Genomic DNA, 21916 nt, shown 5'->3' on the forward strand with positions numbered 1-21916 from the left:
CCACCATGAGAGACAAGGACATGACCGCACCTCTCCAGACCGCCGACGCGCCGGTCTCCGGCACGCCGGGCCGCCGCGACGGCCGGGTCGGCGGCGGACTGCTCGACCCTCGCCAGTTGCTCCGGTCGTTGCCGGACGCGCTGCGCAAGCTCGACCCGCGCACGCTGTGGCGCAACCCGGTGATGCTGATCGTGGAGATCGGCGCGCTGTTCACCACAGTGCTCGCGGTGGCCGACCCGTCCGTCTTCGCGATCGCGATCACCGTCTGGCTCTGGCTCACCGTGATCTTCGCGAACCTGGCCGAGGCGGTCGCCGAGGGACGCGGCAAGGCGCAGGCCGACACGCTGCGCCGGGCCAAGCAGGACACCATCGCCACCCGCCTGGTCGGCTGGACGCCGGGTGCCGCCGCGAACGCGTACCGGGACGAGGCGGTGCCCGCGCCGCAACTGCGGCAGGGTGACGTCGTCCTGGTCGAGGCCGGACAGGTCATCCCCGGCGACGGCGACGTGGTGGAGGGCATCGCCAGCGTCGACGAGTCGGCGATCACCGGCGAGTCCGCCCCGGTGATCCGGGAGTCCGGCGGCGACCGCAGCGCGGTCACCGGCGGCACCCGGGTCCTCTCCGACCGGATCGTCGTCCGGATCACGCAGAAACCCGGCGAGAGCTTCATCGACCGCATGATCGCGCTGGTCGAGGGCGCCAACCGGCAGAAGACGCCGAACGAGGTCGCACTGAACATCCTGCTGGCCGCGCTGACGATCATCTTCCTGCTCGCCGTCGTCACGCTCCAGCCCATGGCGATCTTCGCGAAGGGCTACCAGGGCGCCGCGCCCGACACCGCGGCGATCACCGACTCCGGCGTCACCGGCGTCGTCCTGGTGTCGCTGCTGGTCTGCCTCATCCCGACCACCATCGGCGCGCTGCTGTCCGCGATCGGCATCGCCGGCATGGACCGGCTCGTGCAGCGCAACGTGCTGGCGATGAGTGGCCGGGCGGTCGAGGCGGCGGGCGACGTCAACACGCTTCTGCTGGACAAGACCGGCACGATCACGCTCGGCAACCGGCAGGCCGCCGAGTTCCTGCCGGTGACCGGCGTGGACGCCGCCACGCTCGCCGACGCGGCACAACTGTCCAGCCTGGCCGACGAGACCCCCGAGGGCCGGTCGGTGGTGGTGCTGGCGAAGAACGAGTTCGGGCTGCGTGAGCGCGAGCCCGGCCTCATCCCGCACGCCACGTTCGTGCCGTTCACCGCGCAGACCCGGATGAGCGGCGTCGACCTGGACGCCGACGGCGACATCAGGCACGTCCGCAAGGGAGCCGCCGCCGCGGTGATGAAGTGGGTACGCGACAACGGCGGCCACCCGACCGAGCAGGTCGGTGAACTGGTCGACGCGATCAGCGGCACCGGCGGCACGCCACTCGTGGTGGCCGAGCACGTGGCCGGGGAGCCGGCCCGGGCGCTCGGCGTCATCCACCTCAAGGACGTGGTGAAGGCCGGGATGCGGGAGCGCTTCGACGAGATGCGCCGGATGGGTATCCGGACCGTGATGATCACCGGCGACAACCCGCGTACCGCGAAGGCGATCGCCGACGAGGCGGGCGTGGACGACTTCCTCGCCGAGGCCACGCCGGAGGACAAGCTCGCGCTGATCAGGAAGGAGCAGGAGGGCGGCCGGCTCGTCGCCATGACCGGCGACGGCACGAACGACGCGCCCGCGCTGGCCCAGGCGGACGTCGGCGTCGCCATGAACACCGGCACGTCGGCCGCGAAGGAGGCCGGCAACATGGTCGACCTCGACTCCGACCCGACCAAGCTGATCGAGATCGTGGAGATCGGCAAGCAGTTGCTGATCACCCGGGGCGCGCTGACGACGTTCAGCATCGCCAACGACATCGCGAAGTACTTCGCGATCATCCCGGCCATGTTCGCCGGCATCTACCCGTCGCTGGACCGGCTCAACGTCATGCGCCTGGCCAGTCCCGAGTCGGCGATCCTCTCCGCCGTCGTCTTCAACGCGATAGTCATTGTCGCGTTGATCCCGCTGGCCCTGCGCGGTGTGCGCTACCGCCCGGCCAGCGCCTCGACGCTGCTGCGCCGCAACCTGTGGCTCTACGGCCTCGGCGGCATCGTGGTGCCGTTCGCCGGCATCAAGCTCATCGACCTGCTCGTCCAGTTCGTCCCGGGGATCTCGTGATGCGCCTTCCCAGTTGGCTCTCCCAGCACCTGGCCGCTCTGCGCGCGGTGCTCGTCTTCACCGTGCTGCTCGGCCTGGTCTACCCGCTCGCCCTGGTCGCCGTGGGCCGGCTGCCCGGCCTCGACGGCAGGGCCGACGGCTCACTGCTCACCGTCGGCGGCCGGACCGTCGGCAGCTCACTGATCGGCCAGTCGTTCACCGACGCGGACGGCAACCCCGTCCCGCGCTACTTCCAGTCCCGCCCGTCGGCCGCCGGGGACGGCTACGACCCGACCGCCACCGCGGCGAGCAACCTCGGCCCGGAGAGCGTGGTGGACACGCTCACCGGCGACGAGGAGACCTCGGCGCAGAGCCTGCTCACCCAGGTCTGCGCCCGCAGCAAGGCGGTCGGCGAACTGGACGGCGTGGACGGGCGGCGCCCGTACTGCACGCCGGACGGGGTGGGCGCGGTGCTGGCCGTGTTCCGCGCCGACGGCCTCACCGGCCAGATCACCCGCGTGGTGAGCGTCAACCAGGCCGCGCCCGCGACGCCGTTCCTCACCACCTGGCAGGGCGTGCCGGTGGAGGCGGCCCGGCCCGGCCACGACTACGTGGCCGAGGGCGGCATCGTCACCCCGGTACGCGGGGATGCCCCGGCGCGCCCCGCCGTACCGGCCGACGCGGTCACCGCCAGCGGCAGCGGCCTCGACCCGCACATCTCCCCGGCGTACGCGGAGATTCAGGTGGCCCGGGTGGCGCGGGAGCGCGCCGCGGACCCGGCGGCGGTACGGCGGCTGGTCGCCGAGCACACCACCGGGCGGGCGCTGGGCTTCATGGGTGAGCCCGGTGTGAACGTGCTGGAACTCAACCTCGCGCTGGACGAGGCGTTCCCGGCGCGCTGACGCGACAGTGACCGGAGCGGCCCCGGGGAAGACCCGGGGCCGTTCCCGGCCGGTCAGGGAGGATGGACGCTGTGGGCAGGGGTGAACTGCGGATCTATCTCGGGGCCGCCCCGGGCGTCGGCAAGACGTACGCCATGCTGGAGGAGGCCCAGCGCCGGGCCGAGCGCGGCACCGACGTGGTGGTCGGCCTGGTCGAGACGCACGGCCGCCGGCACACCGCCGAGATGATCGGCGATCTGGAGGTGGTGCCGCGCCGCTCGATGACCTACCGGGGCGTCGAGTTCACCGAGATGGACCTGGACGCGGTGCTGGCCCGGCGGCCCGAGGTGGTCGTGGTGGACGAGCTGGCCCACACCAACGTGCCCGGCTCCCGCCACGACAAGCGCTGGCAGGACGTGCAGGTGCTGCTCGACGCCGGGATCAGCGTGCTCTCCACCGTCAACGTGCAGCACCTGGAGTCGCTCAACGACGTGGTCGCGCAGATCACCGGCACCACCCAGCGGGAGACCGTGCCGGACCAGGTGGTCCGGGCCGCCGAGCAGGTCGAGCTGGTGGACATGACGCCGGAGGCGCTGCGCCGCCGGATGGCGCACGGCAACATCTACCGGCCCGACAAGATCGACGCCGCGCTCGGCAACTACTTCCGGGTCGGCAACCTCACCGCGCTGCGCGAACTGGCGCTGCTCTGGCTGGCCGACAAGGTCGACGAGCAGCTCGACGCGTACCGGGCCCAGCAGGGCATCTCCGACACCTGGGAGGCGCGGGAACGAGTTGTCGTCGCGCTCACCGGCGGCCCGGAGGGCGAGACGCTGATCCGCCGGGCCGCCCGGATCGCCGCCCGCAGCAAGGGCGCCGACCTGCTCGCCGTGCACGTGGCCCGCAGCGACGGGCTGGCCGGCGCCGACCCGGCCCAGCTCGCCCGGCAGCGGGTGCTGGTGGAGAGCCTCGGCGGCACGTACCACCAGGTGCTCGGCACCGACATCCCGGCATCGCTGCTCGACTTCGCCCGGGGCGTCAACGCCACCCAGCTCGTGCTCGGCGCGAGCCGCCGGGGCCGGTTCGCGCAAGTGTTCGCCCGGGGCGTCGGGGTGACCACCACCGCGCTGTCCGGCCCGATCGACGTGCACCTGGTCACCCACCCGCAGGCGGGACGCGGGCGCCGGGGCACGGCCGTGCCCGCCGCGCTGTCGCGGCGGCGACGGCTGATCGGGTACGCGCTCGCGGTGCTCGGCATGCCGCTGCTCACGCTCGTGCTGCGGACGCTGCCCGACCTCACCCTCACCAACGACATCCTGCTGTTCCTCGCCGGTGTGGTGGGCGTGGCGCTGGTCGGCGGGCTGTGGCCCGCGCTGGTCGCCGCGCTCGGCGGCTCGCTGCTGCTCAACTGGTTCTTCACCCCGCCGTACCGGACGCTGACCATCGCCGAGGCGGACAACCTGCTCGCCCTGGGCGTGTTCGTCGGCGTCGCCATCGCGGTGAGCTGGGTGGTCGACGTGGCGGCCCGGCGTACCCGGGAGGCGGCGCGGGCCTCCGCCGACGCGCAGACCCTGGCCACCGTCGCGGGCAGCGTGCTGCGCGGCGAGCGCCCGCTGCCCGCGCTGCTGGACCGGCTGCGGGAGACGTTCGGACTGCGCGCGGTGAGCGTGCTGGAGCTGACCGACGAGGCCGGTGGCCGCCCGGCACGCGCCCGGGAGGCGGACGCCTGGCGGGTGGTGGCGAGCGTCGGCGAGCGGCCGCCCGGCAGCCCGAGCGCGGGCGAGACGGTGGTGCCGGTCGACGACCGGCTCAGCGTGGTGCTCGCCGGCCGGCGGCTGGAGGCGGCCGACCGGCGGGTGGTCGAGGCGTTCGCCGCGCAGGCCGCCGTCGCGCTGCGCCAGGAACGGCTGGCCGAGGAGGCCGCCACCGCCCGCCCGCTCGCCGCCGCCGACCGGATGCGGACCGCGCTGCTCGCGGCGGTCAGCCACGACCTGCGTACGCCGCTGGCGTCGGCCAAGGCGGCGGTGAGCAGCCTGCGCAGTCACGACGTCGAGTTCGACGCGGACGACCGGGAGGAGTTGCTGGCCACCGCCGACGAGTCGCTGGACCGGCTGGGCCGGCTGGTGGCGAACCTGCTCGACATGAGCCGGTTGCAGGCCGGGGCGCTGGGCGTGAGCGCCACCGCGATCGGGCTGGAGGACGCCGTACCCCTGGCGCTGGACGAGCTGGGCCCGGCGGCGGCCGAGGTGACCACCGACATCCCGGCCGACCTGCCGGCGGCGCTGGCCGACCCGGGCCTGCTGGAGCGGGTGCTGGTCAACATCGTGGCGAACGCGCTGCGGCACAGCCCGCCCGGACACCCGCCGACGATCACCGGCAGCGCGCACGCCGGGCAGGTCGAGCTGCGGGTGATCGACACCGGGCCCGGTATCCCGGCGGACCAGTGGGAGCACGTCTTCCTGCCGTTCCAGCGCCTCGGCGACCGGGACAACCAGACCGGTGTCGGCCTGGGCCTGGCGCTGTCCCGGGGACTGGCCGAGGCGATGGGTGGCAGCATCACCCCGGAGACCACGCCCGGTGGCGGTCTCACCATGGTGCTGCGGCTGCCGGCCGCCACCCAGCCGGAAGGGCCGCGGGAATGACCCGGATCCTGGTCGTCGACGACGAGCCGCAGATCCTGCGCGCGCTGCGGATCAACCTGCGGGCCCGGGGCTACGACGTCGAGGTGGCCGACAGCGGCGCCGCCGCGCTCAAGGCCGCCGCCGGTCACCCGCCGGACCTGGTGGTGCTCGACCTCGGCCTGCCCGACCTGGACGGCACCGAGGTCATCCGGGGGCTGCGCGGCTGGACCGCCGTGCCGATCATCGTGCTCTCCGGCCGGGCCGGCAGCGAGGACAAGGTGGCGGCGCTCGACGCGGGCGCCGACGACTACGTGACCAAGCCGTTCGGGGTCGACGAACTGCTCGCCCGCATCCGGGCGGTGACCCGGCGCCTCGCTCCCGCCTCGCCCGCCGTGCCCGCGCTGCGGATCGGCCGCAACACCGTCGACCTGGCCGACCGGACCGTCACCCGGGACGACGGCGTCGAGGTCAAGCTCACCCCCACCCAGTGGGCCATGCTGGAAAAGCTGCTGCGCAACCCGGGCAAGCTGGTCAGCCAGCGCCAGTTGCTGCACGACGTGTGGGGGCCGGAGTACCACCACGAGACGAACTACCTGCGGCAGTACATGGCCCAGTTGCGGCGCAAGCTGGAGGACGACCCGGCCCGGCCCCGCCACCTGATCACCGAACCGGGGATGGGCTACCGCTACCGCCCCTGACGTTTGCGCCGGCCTCGGCGGGGGACTCGGCGAGCCGGCCGAGCAGCGGGGGAGGGGCATGGCGGACAACCGGTCCTCGGAGGGGTTCGGCCGCCGCCTGGACGAGCACGCCATCGACGCCGGCGCGGCCGAGCCGGAGCGACCCGACGGGCTGGTCGACAGCGGCGTCTACGTCGGCGGCGTACGCCGGGCGTCGCCGATGAGCCTCGCCGACACGTACCGCTGCCTGCAACAGCTCGACGACGCGATGGCCTGGATCGGGCTGCGCCGGCCGGGCCGGGAGGAGGTCGCCTCGCTCGCGGCCGAGTTCCAGCTCCCCGACCTGGCCGTCGAGGACGCGATCAACGCCCACCAGCGCCCCAAGCTGGAACGCTACGGCGACACCCTGTTCGTGGTGCTGCGGGCCGCCCGCTACCTGGACGAGCGGGACGCGGTCGAGTTCGCCGAACTGCACCTGTTCCTCGGCCCCGGTTTCGTGATCACGGTCCGGCACGGCGGCACACCCGACCTGGCCGGGGTGCGGCGGCGGCTGGAGGCCGAACCCGAGGTGCTCGCGCTCGGCCCGGAAGCCGTGCTCTACGCCGTGCTGGACCGGGTGGTGGACGGCTACGCGCCGGTGGTCGCCGGGCTGGAGAACGACATCGACGAGATCGAGACCGAGGTGTTCGGCGGCGACCCGAACGCCAGCCGCCGCATCTACGAGCTGAGCCGCGAGGTGATCCAGTTCCAGCGGGCCGCCCGGCCGCTGCTGAAGGTGGTCGACGCGCTCACACACGGCTTCGACAGGTACGGCACGGACGAGGAACTGCGCCGCCGGCTGCGCGACGTGGCCGACCACCTGACCCAGGTGGTGGAGCGGGTGGACGGGTTCCGGCACCTGCTCCAGAACATCCTCACCGTCAACGCCACGCTGGTGTCGCAGGCACAGAACGAGGAGATGCGCAGCCTGACCGCGGCGAGCTTCGAGCAGAACGAGGAGATCAAACGGGTCTCCGCGTGGGCGGCGATCCTGTTCGCGCCCACCCTGATCGGCACCGTCTACGGGATGAACTTCAGCCACATGCCGGAGCTGGACTGGCGGTACGGCTACCTGTTCGCGGTGGCCCTGATGCTCGCCGTCTGCGGCGCGCTCTACCTGCTGTTCAAGCGCCGCGGCTGGCTGTGAGCCGGGCCGGGCGCGCCTCGGCCGCAGCAGTTCGCCGTCGGTGATCCACTAAAGTGTCCGGGTGGCTACCCCCTGTCGTGCGCGCGTCGTCCGGTTCCGGCGCTCCGGAGGGGAACGCTGATCGGGGACACGGTTCCGGCACCGCGCGGCGGGCGCCGGACCGCCACCGGCAAGCGCGGGCTGGCCGGCCACTGTGCCCGGATCGTCGCGTCCCGGCCGTTCGAGGTGGCCATCGTGGTGCTCATCATGGCCAACGGGGTCGTGCTGGGCATCGAGACGTACCAGGATCTCGGCGCCGCCGGGCCGGTGCTGCGGTGGACGGAGTGGATGTTCCGGGCGGTCTTCGTCGTGGAGATCACCATCCGGGTGCTCGCGTACGGCCGCCGCCCGCAGGACTTCTTCCGGCACGGCTGGAACGTCTTCGACCTGCTGGTCACCGCCGCCATATTCATCCCGGGCCTGCACGGCGACTCCGCGGTGCTGCGGTTCATCCGGGTCGCCCGGGTGCTGCGCCTGGTCCGCTTCTCGCCCGGCCTGCGGACCATCGTCGCGGCACTGTGGCGCAGCCTGCCCGGCGTCGCGGGTTTCCTCGCGCTCGCCGCCGTCACGCTCTACGTGTACGGCATGGCGGGCTGGCTGATCTTCGGCGACCGCTATCCCGAGCAGTACGGCGACATCGGTCGCTCGCTCGTCACGCTGTTCGTGCTGCTGTCCCTGGAGACGCTGCCGGACCTGCTGGAGCAAGGGCTGGAGGTGTCGCCGTGGACGCTGCTCTACTACGTCAGCTTCGTGATGATCGCGGTGAACCTCCTGCTGAACATCCTCATCGCCGTCATCGTCAACTCGATGGAGGAGGCGCGGCGGCTGGAGATGACCGAGGGGCTGGCGTCCGACTACGACTCCGACGGGGACGGGATACCGGACGAGTTGGACCGGATCGCGATCAGCCAGCGTCTGGACGACCTGCGCATGGTGATCGCGGAGCTGGAGCGGGAACTGCGCATCGACAGGGAGGAGCCGCCCGGCGCGCCGCGCCGCCGGCAGCCCTCGGATCACTGATCAGGGACGGTCATGACAGTTCCGTGACGAAAGCGGTTCCCGGGTTTGGCCGTGTGGTTGATCGGGGCAACCAGCGAGGCGTCAACACATCCGAGGGAAGGGACGCCTCTCGTGGAGATCACGGGCTTCTTCACCGCGCTCATCATCGGCCTCGTCATCGGTGCGCTCGGGCGCCTGGTGGTGCCGGGCAAGCAGAACATCCCGATCTGGCTGACCCTGCTCATCGGTGTGGTCGCCGCGTTCGTCGGCACGCTGGTGGCCGGCGCGTTCGGCGTCGACGACACCCCCGGCATCGACTGGATCGAGCTGGCGCTCCAGGTCGGCTTCGCCGCCATCGGTGTCGCCGTCTTCGCCGGCCTCTACGGCCGCCGCCGCGTCTGAGGCACCCGCCGGGGCCGCTTCCGCACGTCGCGGAAGCGGCCCCGTCGTGTCACTCCCGCCAGCCGGTCAGCTCGACGCCCTTCGCCAGCTCCACCCGGAAGCCGAGCGCGATCTCGCCGCTCTCACCCGGCGCCAGCGACAACCGCCAGGTCAGCTCGCCCAGCTCCGTACGCTCGGCCGGGGGCGGCGTGAGCGCGGTCTCGCGTACCACCACGGACTCGTCCCGGGACACCGGCAGCTGGTCCCGCACCTCGACGGTGGCCGGGCGGGGCGTGTGGTTCGCGACAGTGATCCGGTACTCCACCTCCCGCCGCCGTGTCGACCCGAGCGCGGCCTTGCTCTCGGTGCGCCGGGACAGCTTCCGCTCCACCCGTACCCGGTCGTCGATCCCGAGCGCCAGCTCCGTCTCCTCGCCCGGAGCCCAGGTCTTCAGCCGCGTCGCCGCCACGAAGTCGGCGCCGTGGAAGACCGACGCCGGGCCGGGCAGCAGTGTGTGGTCCGACGTGTTGCGGACCGTGGCCCGCAGGTGCGCCTCGGCGGCGCGCACCGGCACGCTCACGTGGTCCAGCCGGGCCGGCAGCTCCAGCACCGCGATGGTGACCCGGTGCGCGCTGCCGTCGGCGGGCACCGCCACCGGCCGGGCGGGGCGGTAGGTAGCCGCCGTCACGCCCTGCTCCACCTCGGCGACGCTCTCCCGCACCTCCGGTGCCGCGGCCCGCGCCGCCCGGGGACGGCCGGCCGGCGCCGCGCCGGGCGCCGGGGGCGGCACCATGCCGCCGAACGACGCGGCCGACACGGCCGTCGGCGGCTCCGGCCGGAACCGGTCGAGATACCAGGGCGACAACTCGGGTACGCCGCTCGCCGCCGCCGGACGGGCGGTGGAGAGCTGGAGTTCGCAGTCCGGCCAGTCCTCCCCGGTGCCCTGGCTGACCAGCCCGAACCAGGTGACGGTCATGGTGTCCTCGACCAGCCGCAGGTCGTAGGAGGGCGTCCAGCGGGCGTCGTCCACCAGGTACGTCAGCTCCAGCTCCACCTCGGTGTCGTCGGCGTCCACCGAGACGGACACCTCGGCGGCCAGCCGGTCCGGCTCCCGCTTGCCGCGCGCCGCGTCCAGTTCCCGGTCGACGGCGGCCAGCTCCTCGGCCAGCTCGGTGCGCCGCCGGGCCAGCCCGCGCCGCCGGGCCCGGGACTCGGCGAGCTGACCGGACACCGAGTCGGTGAAGGCCGCGACGTCGGCCGGGGCCGCGTCACCGGCGGCCAGCGCCCGGGCGTACGTGCCACCGGCGCGCTCGGCCAGCCGGGTGAGGAACTCGCCGCGCTGTTCCTCGACCGCGTCGGTGTCACCGGCCTCGGCCAGCTCGTCGGCCAGCTCGCGGCGCCGCCGTTCCAGCTCGACGACCTGGGCGTCGGTGCTACGGGCCTGCCGCCACGCGCTCACGTCCACCCCGAGCACCGTCACCGCGCCCCGGCCACCCACCCGGATCGAGTCCCGCCGCAGGCCCAGCGGGAGCGGGGCGACGCGTACCCGGTGGTCGCCGGCGGCCAGCCGGACGCCGCCGCGGCGGGTGACCCGGGCGCGGTCCGGGTAGACGGTCATGCCGATGACCGGCGCATCGATCTCCACAGTGTCCACGGCGGCGAGGGTAGTTCAGGCGCGCCCGCGGCGGGGCTACCGAAGGTGCAGCCGTTCGTCGACGGCGAGCGCCGCCAGTTGGCGCGCGGTGAACGGCAACGGGGACGCGGGCGCCTGCCGGTCGTACGCGCCCTGCGCGACGAAGACGACCACGCCGTCGGGATGCCGGTAGGCGGCCCACTGGTCGAACCGGTCGTCCGAGCCGGGCCGGACCACCACACCCACAGTCGCCTCGCCGACGGTCATCGGCTGGCACTCGCCCCCCATGCCCCAGAACTCACGCGCCAGGTCGCACGGTTCGGTCGGCAGCAGATTCCCCGGTGTGTGCACCTCGGTGAGCAGGCGTCCCCTCCACGTCCCCTTCGTCACGTCGACCGAGGCCATGTAGCTCCACAGCTCGACGCCGTCGGCCCGTCCGCTGAAGTTCGCCTCGTGCGTCCCCAGCGTCTCCTTTCCGGTTCCGGTGGAGGCGGTCTTCTCGGCGGTGTACCCGTCGGGCACCACTGTGACGAGCCGGTCGAGCAGCAGTGCGGCCTGGTCGTACCGGGTGCCCGCCCGCGCGGTGCGGTCCTCCTGCGGCAGGCCGTCGGGCCCGGTGGGCATCGGCTCGGCGCTGCCGTCCGACGACGGCGGCGGGGCGGCCTGGGGCAGCGCGGCCGGCGGGCGCCGGTCGCCACCGTCCGGGGTGGAAAGCGCCACGACACCCGCGACGCCCGCGACCGCGAGTACCGCAGTCGCCGATCCGGCGCAGGCCCGGACGGCTCGGCGCTTGGTGCGGGCCCGCCGGGCGGAGCGCAGCATGCCGTCAACGTTCAGGTGCGGTGGTGCGGTGACGCTGAGCATCTCGTCGCGAAGCGCCTCGCGCAGCTGGTCTCCGTTCATCGTTGCCCCTTCTCGCTCGGTGAGTGCATGGGTGACAGGAGGCCGCGCAACGTGTCCAGACCGCGGGCGGACTGGCTCTTCACCGTTCCCGGCGAGCAGCCCAGCAGCGCCGCCACCTCGTCGACCGGCAGGTCCTCCCAGTAGCGCAGGACCAGGACGGCCCGTTGCCGGGGCGGTACGGCGGCGAGTGCCTGGAGCACCACGAGCCGGTCCTCGGGCGGACTCGCCGGCACCGGCGGATCGGTGTCGGGCGTGCCCACCCGTTCCCGCCGCCACCAGCCCCGCCGCCGTTCGTCGAGGAAGGACCGGACGATGATCTGGCGCAGGTAGGAGTCGAGCGCCTCGTGCCGGGCGACCCGGTTCCAGACCAGGTACAGCTTGGTGAACCCGGTCTGGACCAGATCCTCCGCGCGGTGCCAGTCACCGCAGAGCAGATACGCGGTGGCGCGCATGGCGTGGTGCCTCGCGGAGAAGTACTCCGCGAACGCCGTGTCGCGATCACTCATTCGGACCTCCGATCGGATACGGGATAGTCACGCCAGGTGTGGCTTCCGGGGTTGCTCGGCGGGCGGAGTGAATTCGTGGCGCGGTCAGCCGCGGAAGCTGCGGGCGAGCAACCGGAGCCCCTCCGGTACGTCGGCGGTGGCGACGGCGCCGTAGCCGAGCACCAGGCCGGCCGGTCCGGGCCGGCCCGCCTGGTAGCCGGCGATCTCGCGTACCGTGACGCCTGCTTCGGCCGCCCGCGCGACGACCGCCGGCAGGTCGACGCCGCTCTCCGGGCGCAGCCGCGCGCACAGGTGCAGGCCCGCTGTGGACGGCACCGGGTCGAGCCAGCCGGCGAGGTCGGAGCGCAGCGCGGCGTCGATCAGCTCGCGCCGCTCGGCGTAGACCCGGGTCGCCTTGCGGATGTGCCGGGCCAGTTCGCCGGAGTCGATGAACCGGGCCAGCGCGGCCTGCGTGGTGTGGTCGCCGTGCCAGTCGGCGAGCTGCCGGGCGGCCAGCAGCGCGGGGCGCAGCGACGCCGGGGCGACCAGGAACCCGAGGCGCAGCATGGGCAGCAGGGTCTTGGAGAACGTGCCGACGTAGACCACCTTCCCGGCCCGGTCCAGCGTCTGCAACGGGTCCAGCGGTCGTGCCGAGAAGCGGAACTCGGTGTCGTAGTCGTCCTCGACGATCACCGCGTCCCGGGCCGCCGCCCAGTCCAGCAGCGCCGCCCGGCGGGCCGGCGACATCCGGACGCCCAGCGGGAACTGGTGGGACGGGGTGACGTAGACCAGCCGCGCGTCGCCTGGTAGCGCGCGTACGTCGATCCCCTCGTCGTCGACGGGCACTGGCACGACCCGCGCGCCGTGGCCGGCGAACAGCCGCCGGGCAGGGGGATAGCCGGGATCCTCGACGGCCACCCGGTCGCCCGGTTCGAGCACGACCCGGGCGATCAGGTCCAGCGCCTGCTGCGCGCCCTGAGTGACGACGACGTCCTCCGGCCCGGCCCGTACCGCGCGGGCCAGCCCCACGTACCGGGCGACGGCGGCACGCAGGCCCGGGTGCCCGGCCGGGTCGTCGTACCCGCCCCGGATCGTCGCGGTGCGCAGCTCACCGGCGACCAGCCGACGCCAGGTGGCCAGCGGGAACAACCCGGTGTCCGGGGTGCCGGCCCGGAAGTCGTAGCCCGGCCGGGGCGTGGCGGTGGGTGCCGGTGCGGCGGACGCCCAGAACGCGCGGGGGCGTACCCCACCGGCCGGCGCCGGACGGGGCCGGGCGCGGGCGACCGGCTCGTCGGCGACGAACGTCCCCGCGCCGACCCGGGCGGTCAGCAAGCCCTCGGCGGTCAGCCGCTCGTAGGCGACCGCGACCGTGTTGCGGGAGACGTCGAGCCGCCGGGCGAGTTCGCGGGTCGGTGGCAGCCGTTCGCCGGGCCGCAGCCGGCCGTCCAGGATCGCCTCCAGCAACTGCCTGTGGATCCGGGTGGCGCGGTCGCCGGGCCCGGCCAGGCTGACGTGTACGTCCACGGCGCCGACCCTACATTGGCCCAATCGGATCGCCGGGAATCGGCGCTTCTGCGAGCCAATCCGCGGGTCTTGGATGGAGGAGCGAGCACGGCGAACGGGGGACGAGCAATGACCGATGTCGACACCGGCCACCGGGTCCGGGTCCGGGTGCTGGCCCTGGCCCAGCTCGCGAACTCGGTGGGCGACGGCGCGTTCTACGCCTGCTCGGCGCTGTTCTTCATCCGGGTGGTCGGGCTGTCCCCGGCGCAGGTCGGGATCGCCCTCACCGTGGGCTGGTCGACGGGCATCCTCGCCGGGGTGCCCGCCGGCCAGTCGGCCGACCGCTACGGCGCACGGCGGATGACGGGCGTCTTCGCGGTCGCCACCGCCGCCGCGCTCGGCGGCTTCCTCGTGATCCGCTCCTTCCCGCTGTTCGTGCTGCTCGCCTGTTGCTACGCCGCCTGCCAGGCCGGGCTCACCGCCAGCCGGCAGGCGCTGCTGGTTGGGCTGATCGGGCCCGCGCGGCGCACGGCGGTACGCGCGCGGTTGCAGTCGGTCTCGAACGCCGGCCTAGCCGCCGGGGCCGGGCTGGGCGCGCTCGTGCTCTGGGCGGACAGCCGCCCGGCGTACCTGTCGGCCTTCGTGCTGGACGCGGCGAGCTTCCTGATCGCCGCCCTGCTGGTGCGCCGGCTGCCCGAGGCAGCGGCGCCGGTCCCGGCCGGACCCGAGCCGGGACGGCTGGCCGTGCTGCGCGACCGTCCGTACGCGCTGATCACGCTGCTGAACGCGGTGATGTGCCTGAACATGCCGCTGCTCAGCCTGGCGTTGCCACTGTGGATCGCGGAGCGGACCGACGCCCCGGCGCCGATGGGCGCGATCGTGCTCACCGTGAACATGCTGTGCGTGGTGCTGTGGCAGGTCCGGGTGGCCCGCCGGGTGACCGATCCGGGCACGGCGGCCCGGGCCAGCGGGCACGCCGGCTGGGTGCTGCTGGTCGCCTGCGGCGCGTACGCGGTGTCCGGGATGGTCGGCGGCGCGTGGGTGGCCTCGGCGGTGCTGCTCGCCGCAGCCCTGGTGCAGGTGTTCGGCGAGATGGTGCAGGCGGCCAGCGGCTGGGAGGTCGGCTTCACCCTGGCCCGCCCCGACCGGCAGGGGCAGTACCAGGGCTTCTTCGGCATGGCGCCGCAGCTCGCCCGGATGCTCGGCCCGGTGCTGCTGACCTCGCTGCTGCTCGGCTGGGGCACGCCGGGCTGGCTGGTGCTCGGCGGGCTGTTCGTGGTCGCGGGCCTGGCCATGCGTCCGGCGGTACGCCTCGCCGAGCGCCGTCGGGCCGCCGCCGCGGTGCGGATTCCCGATCCGGTGCGGCGGACCGGCACCGAGGTGTCGTCCACCACGTCCCGGGAAGACCGCTGAGCCGGCGTACGCCCCACGGGAGGCGGTAGGGGCCGGTTTCTGGCACGGTGTCGGGTAGCGAGGTACGCGGTTGAGGGGGAGTGGTGGAGTTCTCGGCGACGAGCAGACAGGGGCGTGTCGGCGCGGTGGTCGAAGTCGTCGGCGACCTGGACATGAGCACCACTCCGCAGTTGCGCGACCGGCTGCACGAGCTCACGGAGGGCGGCGCCCGGGTCGTCGTCGTAGACCTGACCGGCGTCGGATTCATGGATTCCAGTGGCCTGGGCGCGCTCGTGGTCGGCTACAAGAGCCTGCGCGAGCGCGACGGCTGGCTGGGCCTGGCCGGAGTCCGCCCGTCCGTGCGCAGAGTCTTCTCGATCACCTCGGTGGACCGCGTGATCCCGCTGTTCGACACCGTGCCGGAGGCGGAGGACGCGTCACCGCTGGTGCCGTGAGCGCTCCTCGCCGGGGCGATCGCTGGTGCGGGTGAGGTCGGCGCCGGCGGTGCTGCGCCGTGGCCCGTGGTCGCCGTACCAGTCGACGACGAGCAGCGTGGCGTCGTCGGCCAGAGCCGGCCCGGCGATCTCCAGCACCGCGTCGGACAGCGCCCGGACCGCCTCGCGGGGGTGCAGGTCGGCGAGACGGGGCAGGGCGGCGGGCAGGTCGAGGTCGGCCGCGTTGCGTTCGCGCATGCCGTCGGTGACCACCACCAGCCGGTCGCCGGGCCGCAGTGGCAGCTCCGCGCTGCGGTAGCTCTCGCCGGGGAACATGCCCAGCGGGAAGTTGCCCGGTAGTTCCACCGGTACGACCCGGCCGTCCCGGACCAGCAGCGGTGGGACGTGCCCCGCGTTCAGCAGCTCGCAGCGCCCGGTGGTCAGGTCGATGCGGCCCAGCACGGCGGTGACGTACGCGCCGCGTACGTTGGCGTGCTCCGCGACGGCCCGGTTGGCCTCCTCGGCCTGGGCGACCAGGCCGGCGCCGCGCCGTCGGGTGTTGCGCAGGCTGCCCACGCCGAGGGTGGCGGTGAGCGCGCTCGCCACGCCGTGGCCCATCGCGTCGGTGACGCTGAGGTGCAGCAGGTCCCGGGCGAGGCTGTAGTCGAACGTGTCGCCGCCGACGCTGGCGGCGGGTTCCAGCCAGCCGGAGAGGGCGAAGGCGCCGGCCTCGCAGGTGAACGAGGCGGGCAGCAGGCGGCGCTGGATCTCGGCGGAGAGGGTGAACGGCGTGGTCCGCTGTCCCCACTCGAAGAGGTCCGTGTGCCGGCGGTTGGCGATGACCACGAACGCCAGCGCGTGCGCGGTACGGGCGACCCAGTTCACCGCGTCGTCGTCCGGCTCGTCGGGCAGGTCGATCTCCAGCAGGCCGATCGCCTCACCGCGGTCGGTAACCGGCGCCAGCACCGTCCACGTGCCGTCGCCGGGGACGACCCGGGGAGTCTGCTGGCGTAGCGCCTGCTCGCAGGGCCCGCCGTCGAATGGGAGGACCTCGGCGTCCTCCTCGCCGTGGCGCCGGCCGGGACCGCCGCCGGCGGGCTGGTGGGTCAGCCGGACCAGTGCCCGGCCGCTGAGGTCGGCGATCAGCAGCGAGGCACCGAGCGCGTTCAGCGCCGTGGCGATGACACCGGTGACGGCCTCGACCGCCTCCACCGGGGCGGCGTCCTCGGCCGACTGCAACATCCCGGTCAGCACCGCCTGCTCGCTGTCCTTCACCCCCTGAGCATATTCAGCGCGCCGGACGTCCGCCTCGCGAGCGACATCGGGGGCGGCGGGTCGCCGTCATCGACCAGAGGTTATTGCATATAGTTGGCAACTACCGAATAGTGGCGGTAGCGGGCGCTCCGGCACGCGATGATCGATCCTCGCCGGAGCGCCCGCCCGCTGCCACCCGCAGACGAGTGTTCGAGGAGTTGCCGGTGGCGATCAGGCCCAAGCCCGTACGCGTGGCCGTGGCGCTCGCCGCCGCCCTGCTCGCCGTCACCGGCTGCTCGTCGCCGACGGCCTCGACCGGCGGGACGGGCAGCGCCGGCACGCTGGTGGTCGCCACCGCGGGCGAGCCGGACACGCTCAACCCGGTGCTCAACTACGGCGTCGACGGCGCGTCGCTGATCTTCGACGGGCTGGTCGCCCGGGACGCCCGCAACGAACTCGTGCCCGCCCTGGCCCGTGAACTGCCCACCGTCTCGGCGGACGGGAAGACGGTCACCGCGAAGCTGCGCGAGGGCGTGCTGTTCCACGACGGCAGCCCGCTGACCGCGCAGGACGTGGTGTTCACCTACCAGGCGGTGCTCGATCCGGCTGTCGACTCCACGCTGCGCTCCGATCTGGACATGCTCGCCTCCGTCACCGCGCCCGGCCCGGGGACAGTGGTGTTCACGCTGCAGTACGCGTACGCGCCGTTCCTGCAACGGCTGGCGCTGGGGATCGTCCCGGCGAAGGCGTTCGCCGGGCAGGACGTCAACAAGGCCGGCTTCAACCGCAAGCCGGTCGGCACCGGCCCGTACCGGTTCACGTCCTGGACCCCGGGTGACCGGCTCGTGCTCGCGGCGAACGAGACGTACTGGGGCGGCAAGCCGGCGAACTCCGGCGTCGTGGTGGCGTTCGTCGCCGACGACAACGTCCGGGCCCAGCGGATGCGGGCCGGAGAGTTCGACGCGGCGGAGCTGGCACCGAAGCTCGCCTCCGGGTTCGAGAGCCGCGACGGCTACCGGGTGCACAAGGTGCCGACCGCCGACTACCGGGGCGTCATGCTGCCGATGGGCAACCCGGTGACCGCCGACCCGGCGATCCGGAAGGCGCTGAACGTCGCGGTGGACCGGCAGGCCATGGTGACCGGCGTGCTCGGCGGTGCGGGCGAGCCCGCGTTCGGGCCGGTGCCGCCGACGTCGGAATACGCCGAGCCCTCGATCGCGGGCAAGCCCGGCGCCGACCTCGCCGCGGCGACCGCCGCGCTGGACGCCGCCGGGTGGAAGCCGGGCCCCGACGGCATCCGGGTCAAGGACGGGCGTACGGCGGCGTTCGCGCTCCTGTACCCGGCCACCGACAGCCTGCGCAAGGAACTGGCCCTGGCCGTCACCGCCGACGCGAAGAAGGTCGGCATCACTGTCACCCCGGAGGGGCTGACCTGGGACGCGATCACCCCGCGGATGAAGAACGACGCGCTGATCATGGGCTACGGCACGCCGTACGACCCGGACTTCGTCTCCTACAAGCTGTTCAACTCGGCCTTCGCCGGGCAGGGCTTCTTCAACCCCGGCTCGTACCGCTCGGCGGTCACCGACGCCGCGTTGCAGGCCGGCCGGGACAACGCCGACCCGGCCGCCCGCAAGGCCGCGTACGCCACGTTCCAGAAGCAGCTCGCCGCGGACGTGCCGTGGGTGTTCCTCACCTACCTCCAGCACACCTACGTGCTGAAGGACGCCGTGACCGGGGTGACGCCGCGGGTCGAGCCGCACGAGCACGACGTCGCCAACAGCATCTGGTGGAACGTGCACACCTGGACGAAGACGTCGTGACGTCACCCGTGACCGGCCGGCGGCGACTGGCCGGTGCGGGTGCCGTGGTCCGGCGGCGGCTGCTGGTCGCCGTACCGGTGCTGGCGGCCACCAGCATGGGCATGTTCGCCCTCGGCGCCGCCTCCCCGATCGACCCGGCCCAGCAGTACGCGGGCGCGGCGGCGTTCACCACCAGCGAGGAGAACCTCGCGCAGATCCGCGCCAACTGGGGTGTCGACGACCCGCTACCGGTGCAGTACGCCCGCTGGGTCGGCAACCTGCTGCGCGGCGACCTCGGGTGGTCGACGAGCCGGCACGAGCCGGTCACCTCGGTGCTCGCCGCCCGGGCCGGCTGGACGCTGCTGCTCGTCGGCACCGCGCTCGCCCTGGTGCTGGTGGCGAGCGTGCTGCTGGGCACGCTGGCCGCGTACCGGCGTGGTGGCTGGTTCGACCGGGCGCTGCGCGCCGTCGCGTACGCCGTGCAGTCCATGCCGGTGTTCTGGATCGGCCTCGCGGCGATCGCCGTGTTCGCCCTCAGCCTCGGCTGGCTGCCCGCCGGCGGGCTCACCGACATCACTGCCACCGGCACCGACCCGGCCGACGTGGCCCGCCACCTGGTGCTTCCGGTGACAGTGCTGGCGATCTCCCAGGCGCCCTGGTTCGTGCTGTTCGTCCGCGACGCGGTCGCCGAGAGCCTGCGCGACGACCACGTCCTGGCGGCCCGCGCCCGCGGGCTCCCCGGCCGGGTCGTCCTGTTCGGACACGCGCTGCGCACCGCGCTGCTGCCGTTCCTCACGCTGGTCGGCACGCACCTGCCCGAACTCGTCGGCGGCGCCGTCCTGGTGGAGACCGTGTTCTCCCTGCCCGGCCTCGGCGCGGTCACCGTCGAGGCCGCGCTGGGCGCCGACTTCCCGCTGCTCGCGGCCACGACGCTGGTCACCACCGTCGTGGTGCTGACCGCGAACCTGCTCACCGACCTCGCCTACGCCGCCGCCGACCCCCGGGTACGCCTCGATGACTGACCTCGCCCTTCCCGCGCGCGTCCGGCGCCTGCGCCGCCCCGGCAGCGTGGGCACGACAGTCGCCGTCGTGGTGCTCGCCGGTGTCGTCGCCGCCGCGCTGCTCGCCCCGGTCCTGTGGCCACTGGACCAGAGCGCCGTCGACCTCTCCCGTACCCGGCTCGCGCCCTCGCCGGAGCACCTGGCCGGCACCGACGACCTCGGCCGCGACGTGGCCGTGCGCAGCCTCTACGGCCTGCGCGTCTCGCTGCTCGTCGGAGCGGTCGCCGCGCTCGTCGCCGCCGTCATCGGCGGCCTGGTCGGTGCCGTCGCCGGCAGCGTCGGCGGCTGGGTGGACCGGGCGCTCATGCGCGTCGTGGACACCGTCGCCGCGCTGCCGCACCTGCTGCTGGGCATCTTCATCGTGGCGATGCTGCGCCCCAGCCTCGGCGCGGTGATCGCGTCCATCGCGCTGACGCACTGGCTGTCCACCGCCCGGATCGTCCGGTCGGAACTGCTCAGCCTGCGCAACCGGCCGTTCGTCGACGCCGCGATCTCCGGCGGCGCCGGGCGCGTCCGGGTGCTCACCCGGCACCTGCTGCCGCACGTGCTGCCGCGCCTGGCGCTGGCGACCACGCTCATGGTGCCGCACGCCGTCTGGCACGAGACCGCGCTGTCGTTCCTCGGCCTCGGCCTGCCCCCGCACCTCGCCTCGATCGGCAACATGATCAATGACGGGCAGCGGGCGCTGCTCACCGGTGCCTGGTGGGCCAGCATCGTCCCCGGTCTCCTGCTCGTGGCGGCCACGCTGGCGCTGGCCGTGCTCACCGGCCGGTGGCGTGACCGCCTCGACCCGCGCGTACGAGCGGAGCTGCACCTGTGACCGTCCCGGCGCTGCTGACCGTCGACGGGCTGACCGTCCGCTTCCGGCTGCGCGACGCCGTCGTGCACGCCGTCACCGACCTGAGCCTCACGCTGCGGCCCGGCGAGCTGCTGGCGGTGGTCGGCGAGTCCGGGTGCGGCAAGTCGGTCCTCGCGCACGCCCTGCTCGGCCTGCTGCCGCGCAACGCCACCGTCACCGGGCAGGCCCGCCTGCACGCGCCGGGCCGCGACGAGGCCGACCTGATCGGCGCGGGGGAGCGGCACCTCGCCCGGCACGTACGCGGCCGGGGCGTCGGCCTCGTCCCGCAGAGCCCCGCCACCGCGCTCACGCCGGTGCGTACCGGGCGGAAGCTGCTGGAGGAGACGCTGCGCGCGCACGGGCACAGCCGCCGCGACGCGCCCGCCGCCGCCGACCGGATCGCCGCCGACGTCGGCCTCGACCCGGCCGACCTGAACCGGTACCCGCACGAGCTGTCCGGCGGCATGGCCCAGCGGCTCGCCACCGCGCTCGCGCTCGCGCCCGACCCGCCGGTGCTGCTCGCCGACGAACCCACCACCGGCCTCGACCGGCCGCTCGTCGACCACACGCTGGACCTGCTGCGCCGCCGCTGCGACACCGGCGCCGCCGTCCTGCTCATCACGCACGACCTGGCCGCCGCGCGCCGTGTCGCGGACACCGTCGCCGTGATGTACGCCAGCCGGATCGTCGAGCACCGCCCCACCGAGGCGCTGTTCGACGGCCCGGCCCACCCGTACACCGCCGGTCTGCTCGACGCCCTGCCCGACCGCGCCTTCGTGCCGGTGCCGGGGCACCCGCCCACGCTCACCGACCTGCCCGGCGGCTGCGCCTTCGCCCCGCGCTGCGCCCGCGCCACCGACACCTGCGACAGGCTGCCCCGACTCGCCGCAGACGGCGCGGGCCGGGTCGCCTGTCACCACCCGCTGCGCGAGGAGGTACCGGCATGACGATCACGCTTCCCGGCGCCACCGACGCCGCCGCCCCGGGTGACGCGGCGGCCGGCGGACTCGCCGCGCACCAGGTCTCCGTCGCGTACGGCGGGCAGCGCGTCCTCGACCGGGTCGACCTGCACGTCGCCCCCGGCGAGACGGTCGGGCTGCGCGGCCCCTCGGGCAGCGGCAAGTCCACGCTCGCCCGCGTCCTCGCCCTGCTGCACGCCCCGGACAGCGGCCACGTCACGATCGACGGGCGACCGCTCGGCGGCGTCCGCCACCGCCTGCCGGCGGAACTGCGCACCCGCGTCGCGATCCTGTTCCAGAGCCCGCGCGCCGCCACCGACCCGAGGCTCAGCCTCGCCGACATCATCGCCGAGCCGCTGCGTGCCACCGGCACACCGCGCGAGCAGGCGGCCGCCCGTACGGCGGAACTGGCCGACCTGGCCGGCCTGACCCCCGACCTGCTGACCCGCCGCCCGCACGCGGTGAGCGACGGGCAACTGCAACGCGCCTGCCTGGCGCGCGCCCTGGTCCACCGGCCGGACTACCTGCTCTGCGACGAGGCCACCGCGATGCTCGACGCCTCCACCCAGGCGCACGTCGCCGCCGTCGTCACCGACTACCAGCGCCGGCACTCCGCCGGGGTCCTGGTCATCACCCACGATCCGGCGCTGATGGCCCGCTGGGCCACCCGGGTGGTGGACCTGCCGGCGGCGTGACC

The 21916-nt window shown here is 74.0% G+C and carries 19 protein-coding genes; 14 read left to right on the forward strand and 5 right to left on the reverse strand.

Annotated features, from left to right (window positions below; all coding sequences use genetic code 11):
• The first annotated feature begins 20 nt into the window (after positions 1–20).
• The 7 genes from kdpB (at position 21) to ACN27D_RS17555 (ending at position 8976) form a co-directional block, all read left to right on the forward strand.
• Positions 21–2195 carry a potassium-transporting ATPase subunit KdpB gene (gene kdpB, locus ACN27D_RS17525; protein WP_421499503.1) on the forward strand — a complete coding sequence of 725 codons (2175 nt, stop codon included), beginning with the start codon at positions 21–23 and terminating at the stop codon, positions 2193–2195.
• A complete protein-coding gene (locus tag ACN27D_RS17530; RefSeq protein ID WP_421499504.1) occupies positions 2195–3076 on the forward strand; it encodes a potassium-transporting ATPase subunit C in 882 nt (293 codons plus the stop codon). Before kdpB ends, ACN27D_RS17530 begins: the two co-directional genes overlap by 1 nt.
• A 71-nt stretch (positions 3077–3147) precedes the next feature.
• Entirely contained in the window at positions 3148–5694 is a 2547-nt protein-coding gene (locus ACN27D_RS17535) for a sensor histidine kinase (RefSeq protein ID WP_120571938.1), read from the forward strand.
• Positions 5691–6371, forward strand: a complete 681-nt coding sequence (locus ACN27D_RS17540) for a response regulator (RefSeq protein ID WP_091414872.1) — start codon at positions 5691–5693, stop codon at positions 6369–6371. The genes ACN27D_RS17535 and ACN27D_RS17540 overlap by 4 nt, the downstream gene beginning before the upstream one ends.
• A 58-nt stretch (positions 6372–6429) precedes the next feature.
• Positions 6430–7536 (forward strand): magnesium and cobalt transport protein CorA, encoded by a 1107-nt coding sequence (locus ACN27D_RS17545; RefSeq protein WP_121684433.1) that lies wholly within the window; start codon positions 6430–6432, stop codon positions 7534–7536.
• Between the two features lie 180 nt (positions 7537–7716).
• A complete protein-coding gene (locus tag ACN27D_RS17550) occupies positions 7717–8595 on the forward strand; it encodes an ion transporter (protein ID WP_255498983.1) in 879 nt (292 codons plus the stop codon).
• Between the two features lie 111 nt (positions 8596–8706).
• Entirely contained in the window at positions 8707–8976 is a 270-nt protein-coding gene (locus tag ACN27D_RS17555; RefSeq protein ID WP_073825816.1) for a GlsB/YeaQ/YmgE family stress response membrane protein, read from the forward strand.
• A gap of 49 nt (positions 8977–9025) precedes the next feature.
• On the opposite strand, the gene ACN27D_RS17560 is transcribed toward ACN27D_RS17555, so the two are convergent.
• The 4 genes from ACN27D_RS17560 to ACN27D_RS17575 all read right to left on the reverse strand — a co-directional run bounded on the left by ACN27D_RS17560 (position 9026) and on the right by ACN27D_RS17575 (position 13500).
• Positions 9026–10609, reverse strand: coding sequence for a DUF4139 domain-containing protein (locus ACN27D_RS17560; protein WP_421499505.1), 1584 nt, complete (start codon positions 10607–10609; stop codon positions 9026–9028).
• 36 nt (positions 10610–10645) lie between these two features.
• Complete coding sequence (locus ACN27D_RS17565) at positions 10646–11491, reverse strand: hypothetical protein (RefSeq protein WP_358171196.1); 846 nt, start codon at positions 11489–11491, stop codon at positions 10646–10648.
• Positions 11488–11997, reverse strand: coding sequence for a SigE family RNA polymerase sigma factor (locus ACN27D_RS17570; RefSeq protein ID WP_252449960.1), 510 nt, complete (start codon positions 11995–11997; stop codon positions 11488–11490). The genes ACN27D_RS17565 and ACN27D_RS17570 overlap by 4 nt, the downstream gene beginning before the upstream one ends.
• Before the next feature lie 84 nt (positions 11998–12081).
• Entirely contained in the window at positions 12082–13500 is a 1419-nt protein-coding gene (locus ACN27D_RS17575) for a PLP-dependent aminotransferase family protein (RefSeq protein ID WP_421499506.1), read from the reverse strand.
• A 108-nt stretch (positions 13501–13608) separates the two neighbouring features.
• On the opposite strand from ACN27D_RS17575, the gene ACN27D_RS17580 reads away from it, so the two are divergent.
• Positions 13609–14892 carry an MFS transporter gene (locus tag ACN27D_RS17580; RefSeq protein WP_421499507.1) on the forward strand — a complete coding sequence of 428 codons (1284 nt, stop codon included), beginning with the start codon at positions 13609–13611 and terminating at the stop codon, positions 14890–14892.
• An 83-nt stretch (positions 14893–14975) separates the two neighbouring features.
• Positions 14976–15326: an STAS domain-containing protein gene (locus tag ACN27D_RS17585; RefSeq protein ID WP_421499508.1), complete on the forward strand. Its 351-nt coding sequence runs from the start codon at positions 14976–14978 to the stop codon at positions 15324–15326.
• On the opposite strand, the gene ACN27D_RS17590 is transcribed toward ACN27D_RS17585, so the two are convergent.
• Entirely contained in the window at positions 15309–16580 is a 1272-nt protein-coding gene (locus ACN27D_RS17590; protein WP_421499509.1) for a PP2C family protein-serine/threonine phosphatase, read from the reverse strand. The two genes, ACN27D_RS17585 and ACN27D_RS17590, sit on opposite strands and share 18 nt — an antisense overlap.
• Positions 16581–16783: 203 nt before the next feature.
• Here ACN27D_RS17590 and ACN27D_RS17595 point away from each other — a divergent pair, with 203 nt between their 5' ends.
• The 5 genes from ACN27D_RS17595 to ACN27D_RS17615 are packed head-to-tail and all read left to right on the forward strand — an operon-like array spanning position 16784 to position 21914.
• The gene (locus ACN27D_RS17595; RefSeq protein WP_421499510.1) at positions 16784–18382 is read left to right on the forward strand and encodes an ABC transporter substrate-binding protein; all 1599 of its coding nucleotides are present in this window, start codon (positions 16784–16786) and stop codon (positions 18380–18382) included.
• Positions 18379–19383 (forward strand): ABC transporter permease, encoded by a 1005-nt coding sequence (locus ACN27D_RS17600; RefSeq protein WP_120571929.1) that lies wholly within the window; start codon positions 18379–18381, stop codon positions 19381–19383. The genes ACN27D_RS17595 and ACN27D_RS17600 overlap by 4 nt, the downstream gene beginning before the upstream one ends.
• The gene (locus tag ACN27D_RS17605; RefSeq protein ID WP_421499511.1) at positions 19376–20242 is read left to right on the forward strand and encodes an ABC transporter permease; all 867 of its coding nucleotides are present in this window, start codon (positions 19376–19378) and stop codon (positions 20240–20242) included. Before ACN27D_RS17600 ends, ACN27D_RS17605 begins: the two co-directional genes overlap by 8 nt.
• Entirely contained in the window at positions 20239–21207 is a 969-nt protein-coding gene (locus tag ACN27D_RS17610) for an ABC transporter ATP-binding protein (protein WP_421499512.1), read from the forward strand. The genes ACN27D_RS17605 and ACN27D_RS17610 overlap by 4 nt, the downstream gene beginning before the upstream one ends.
• Positions 21204–21914, forward strand: coding sequence for an ABC transporter ATP-binding protein (locus tag ACN27D_RS17615; protein WP_421499513.1), 711 nt, complete (start codon positions 21204–21206; stop codon positions 21912–21914). The genes ACN27D_RS17610 and ACN27D_RS17615 overlap by 4 nt, the downstream gene beginning before the upstream one ends.
• The last annotated feature ends 2 nt before the right edge of the window (positions 21915–21916 follow it).

The organism is Micromonospora sp. WMMD1274 (assembly GCF_049179035.1).
GTDB lineage: Bacteria > Actinomycetota > Actinomycetes > Mycobacteriales > Micromonosporaceae > Micromonospora > Micromonospora tulbaghiae.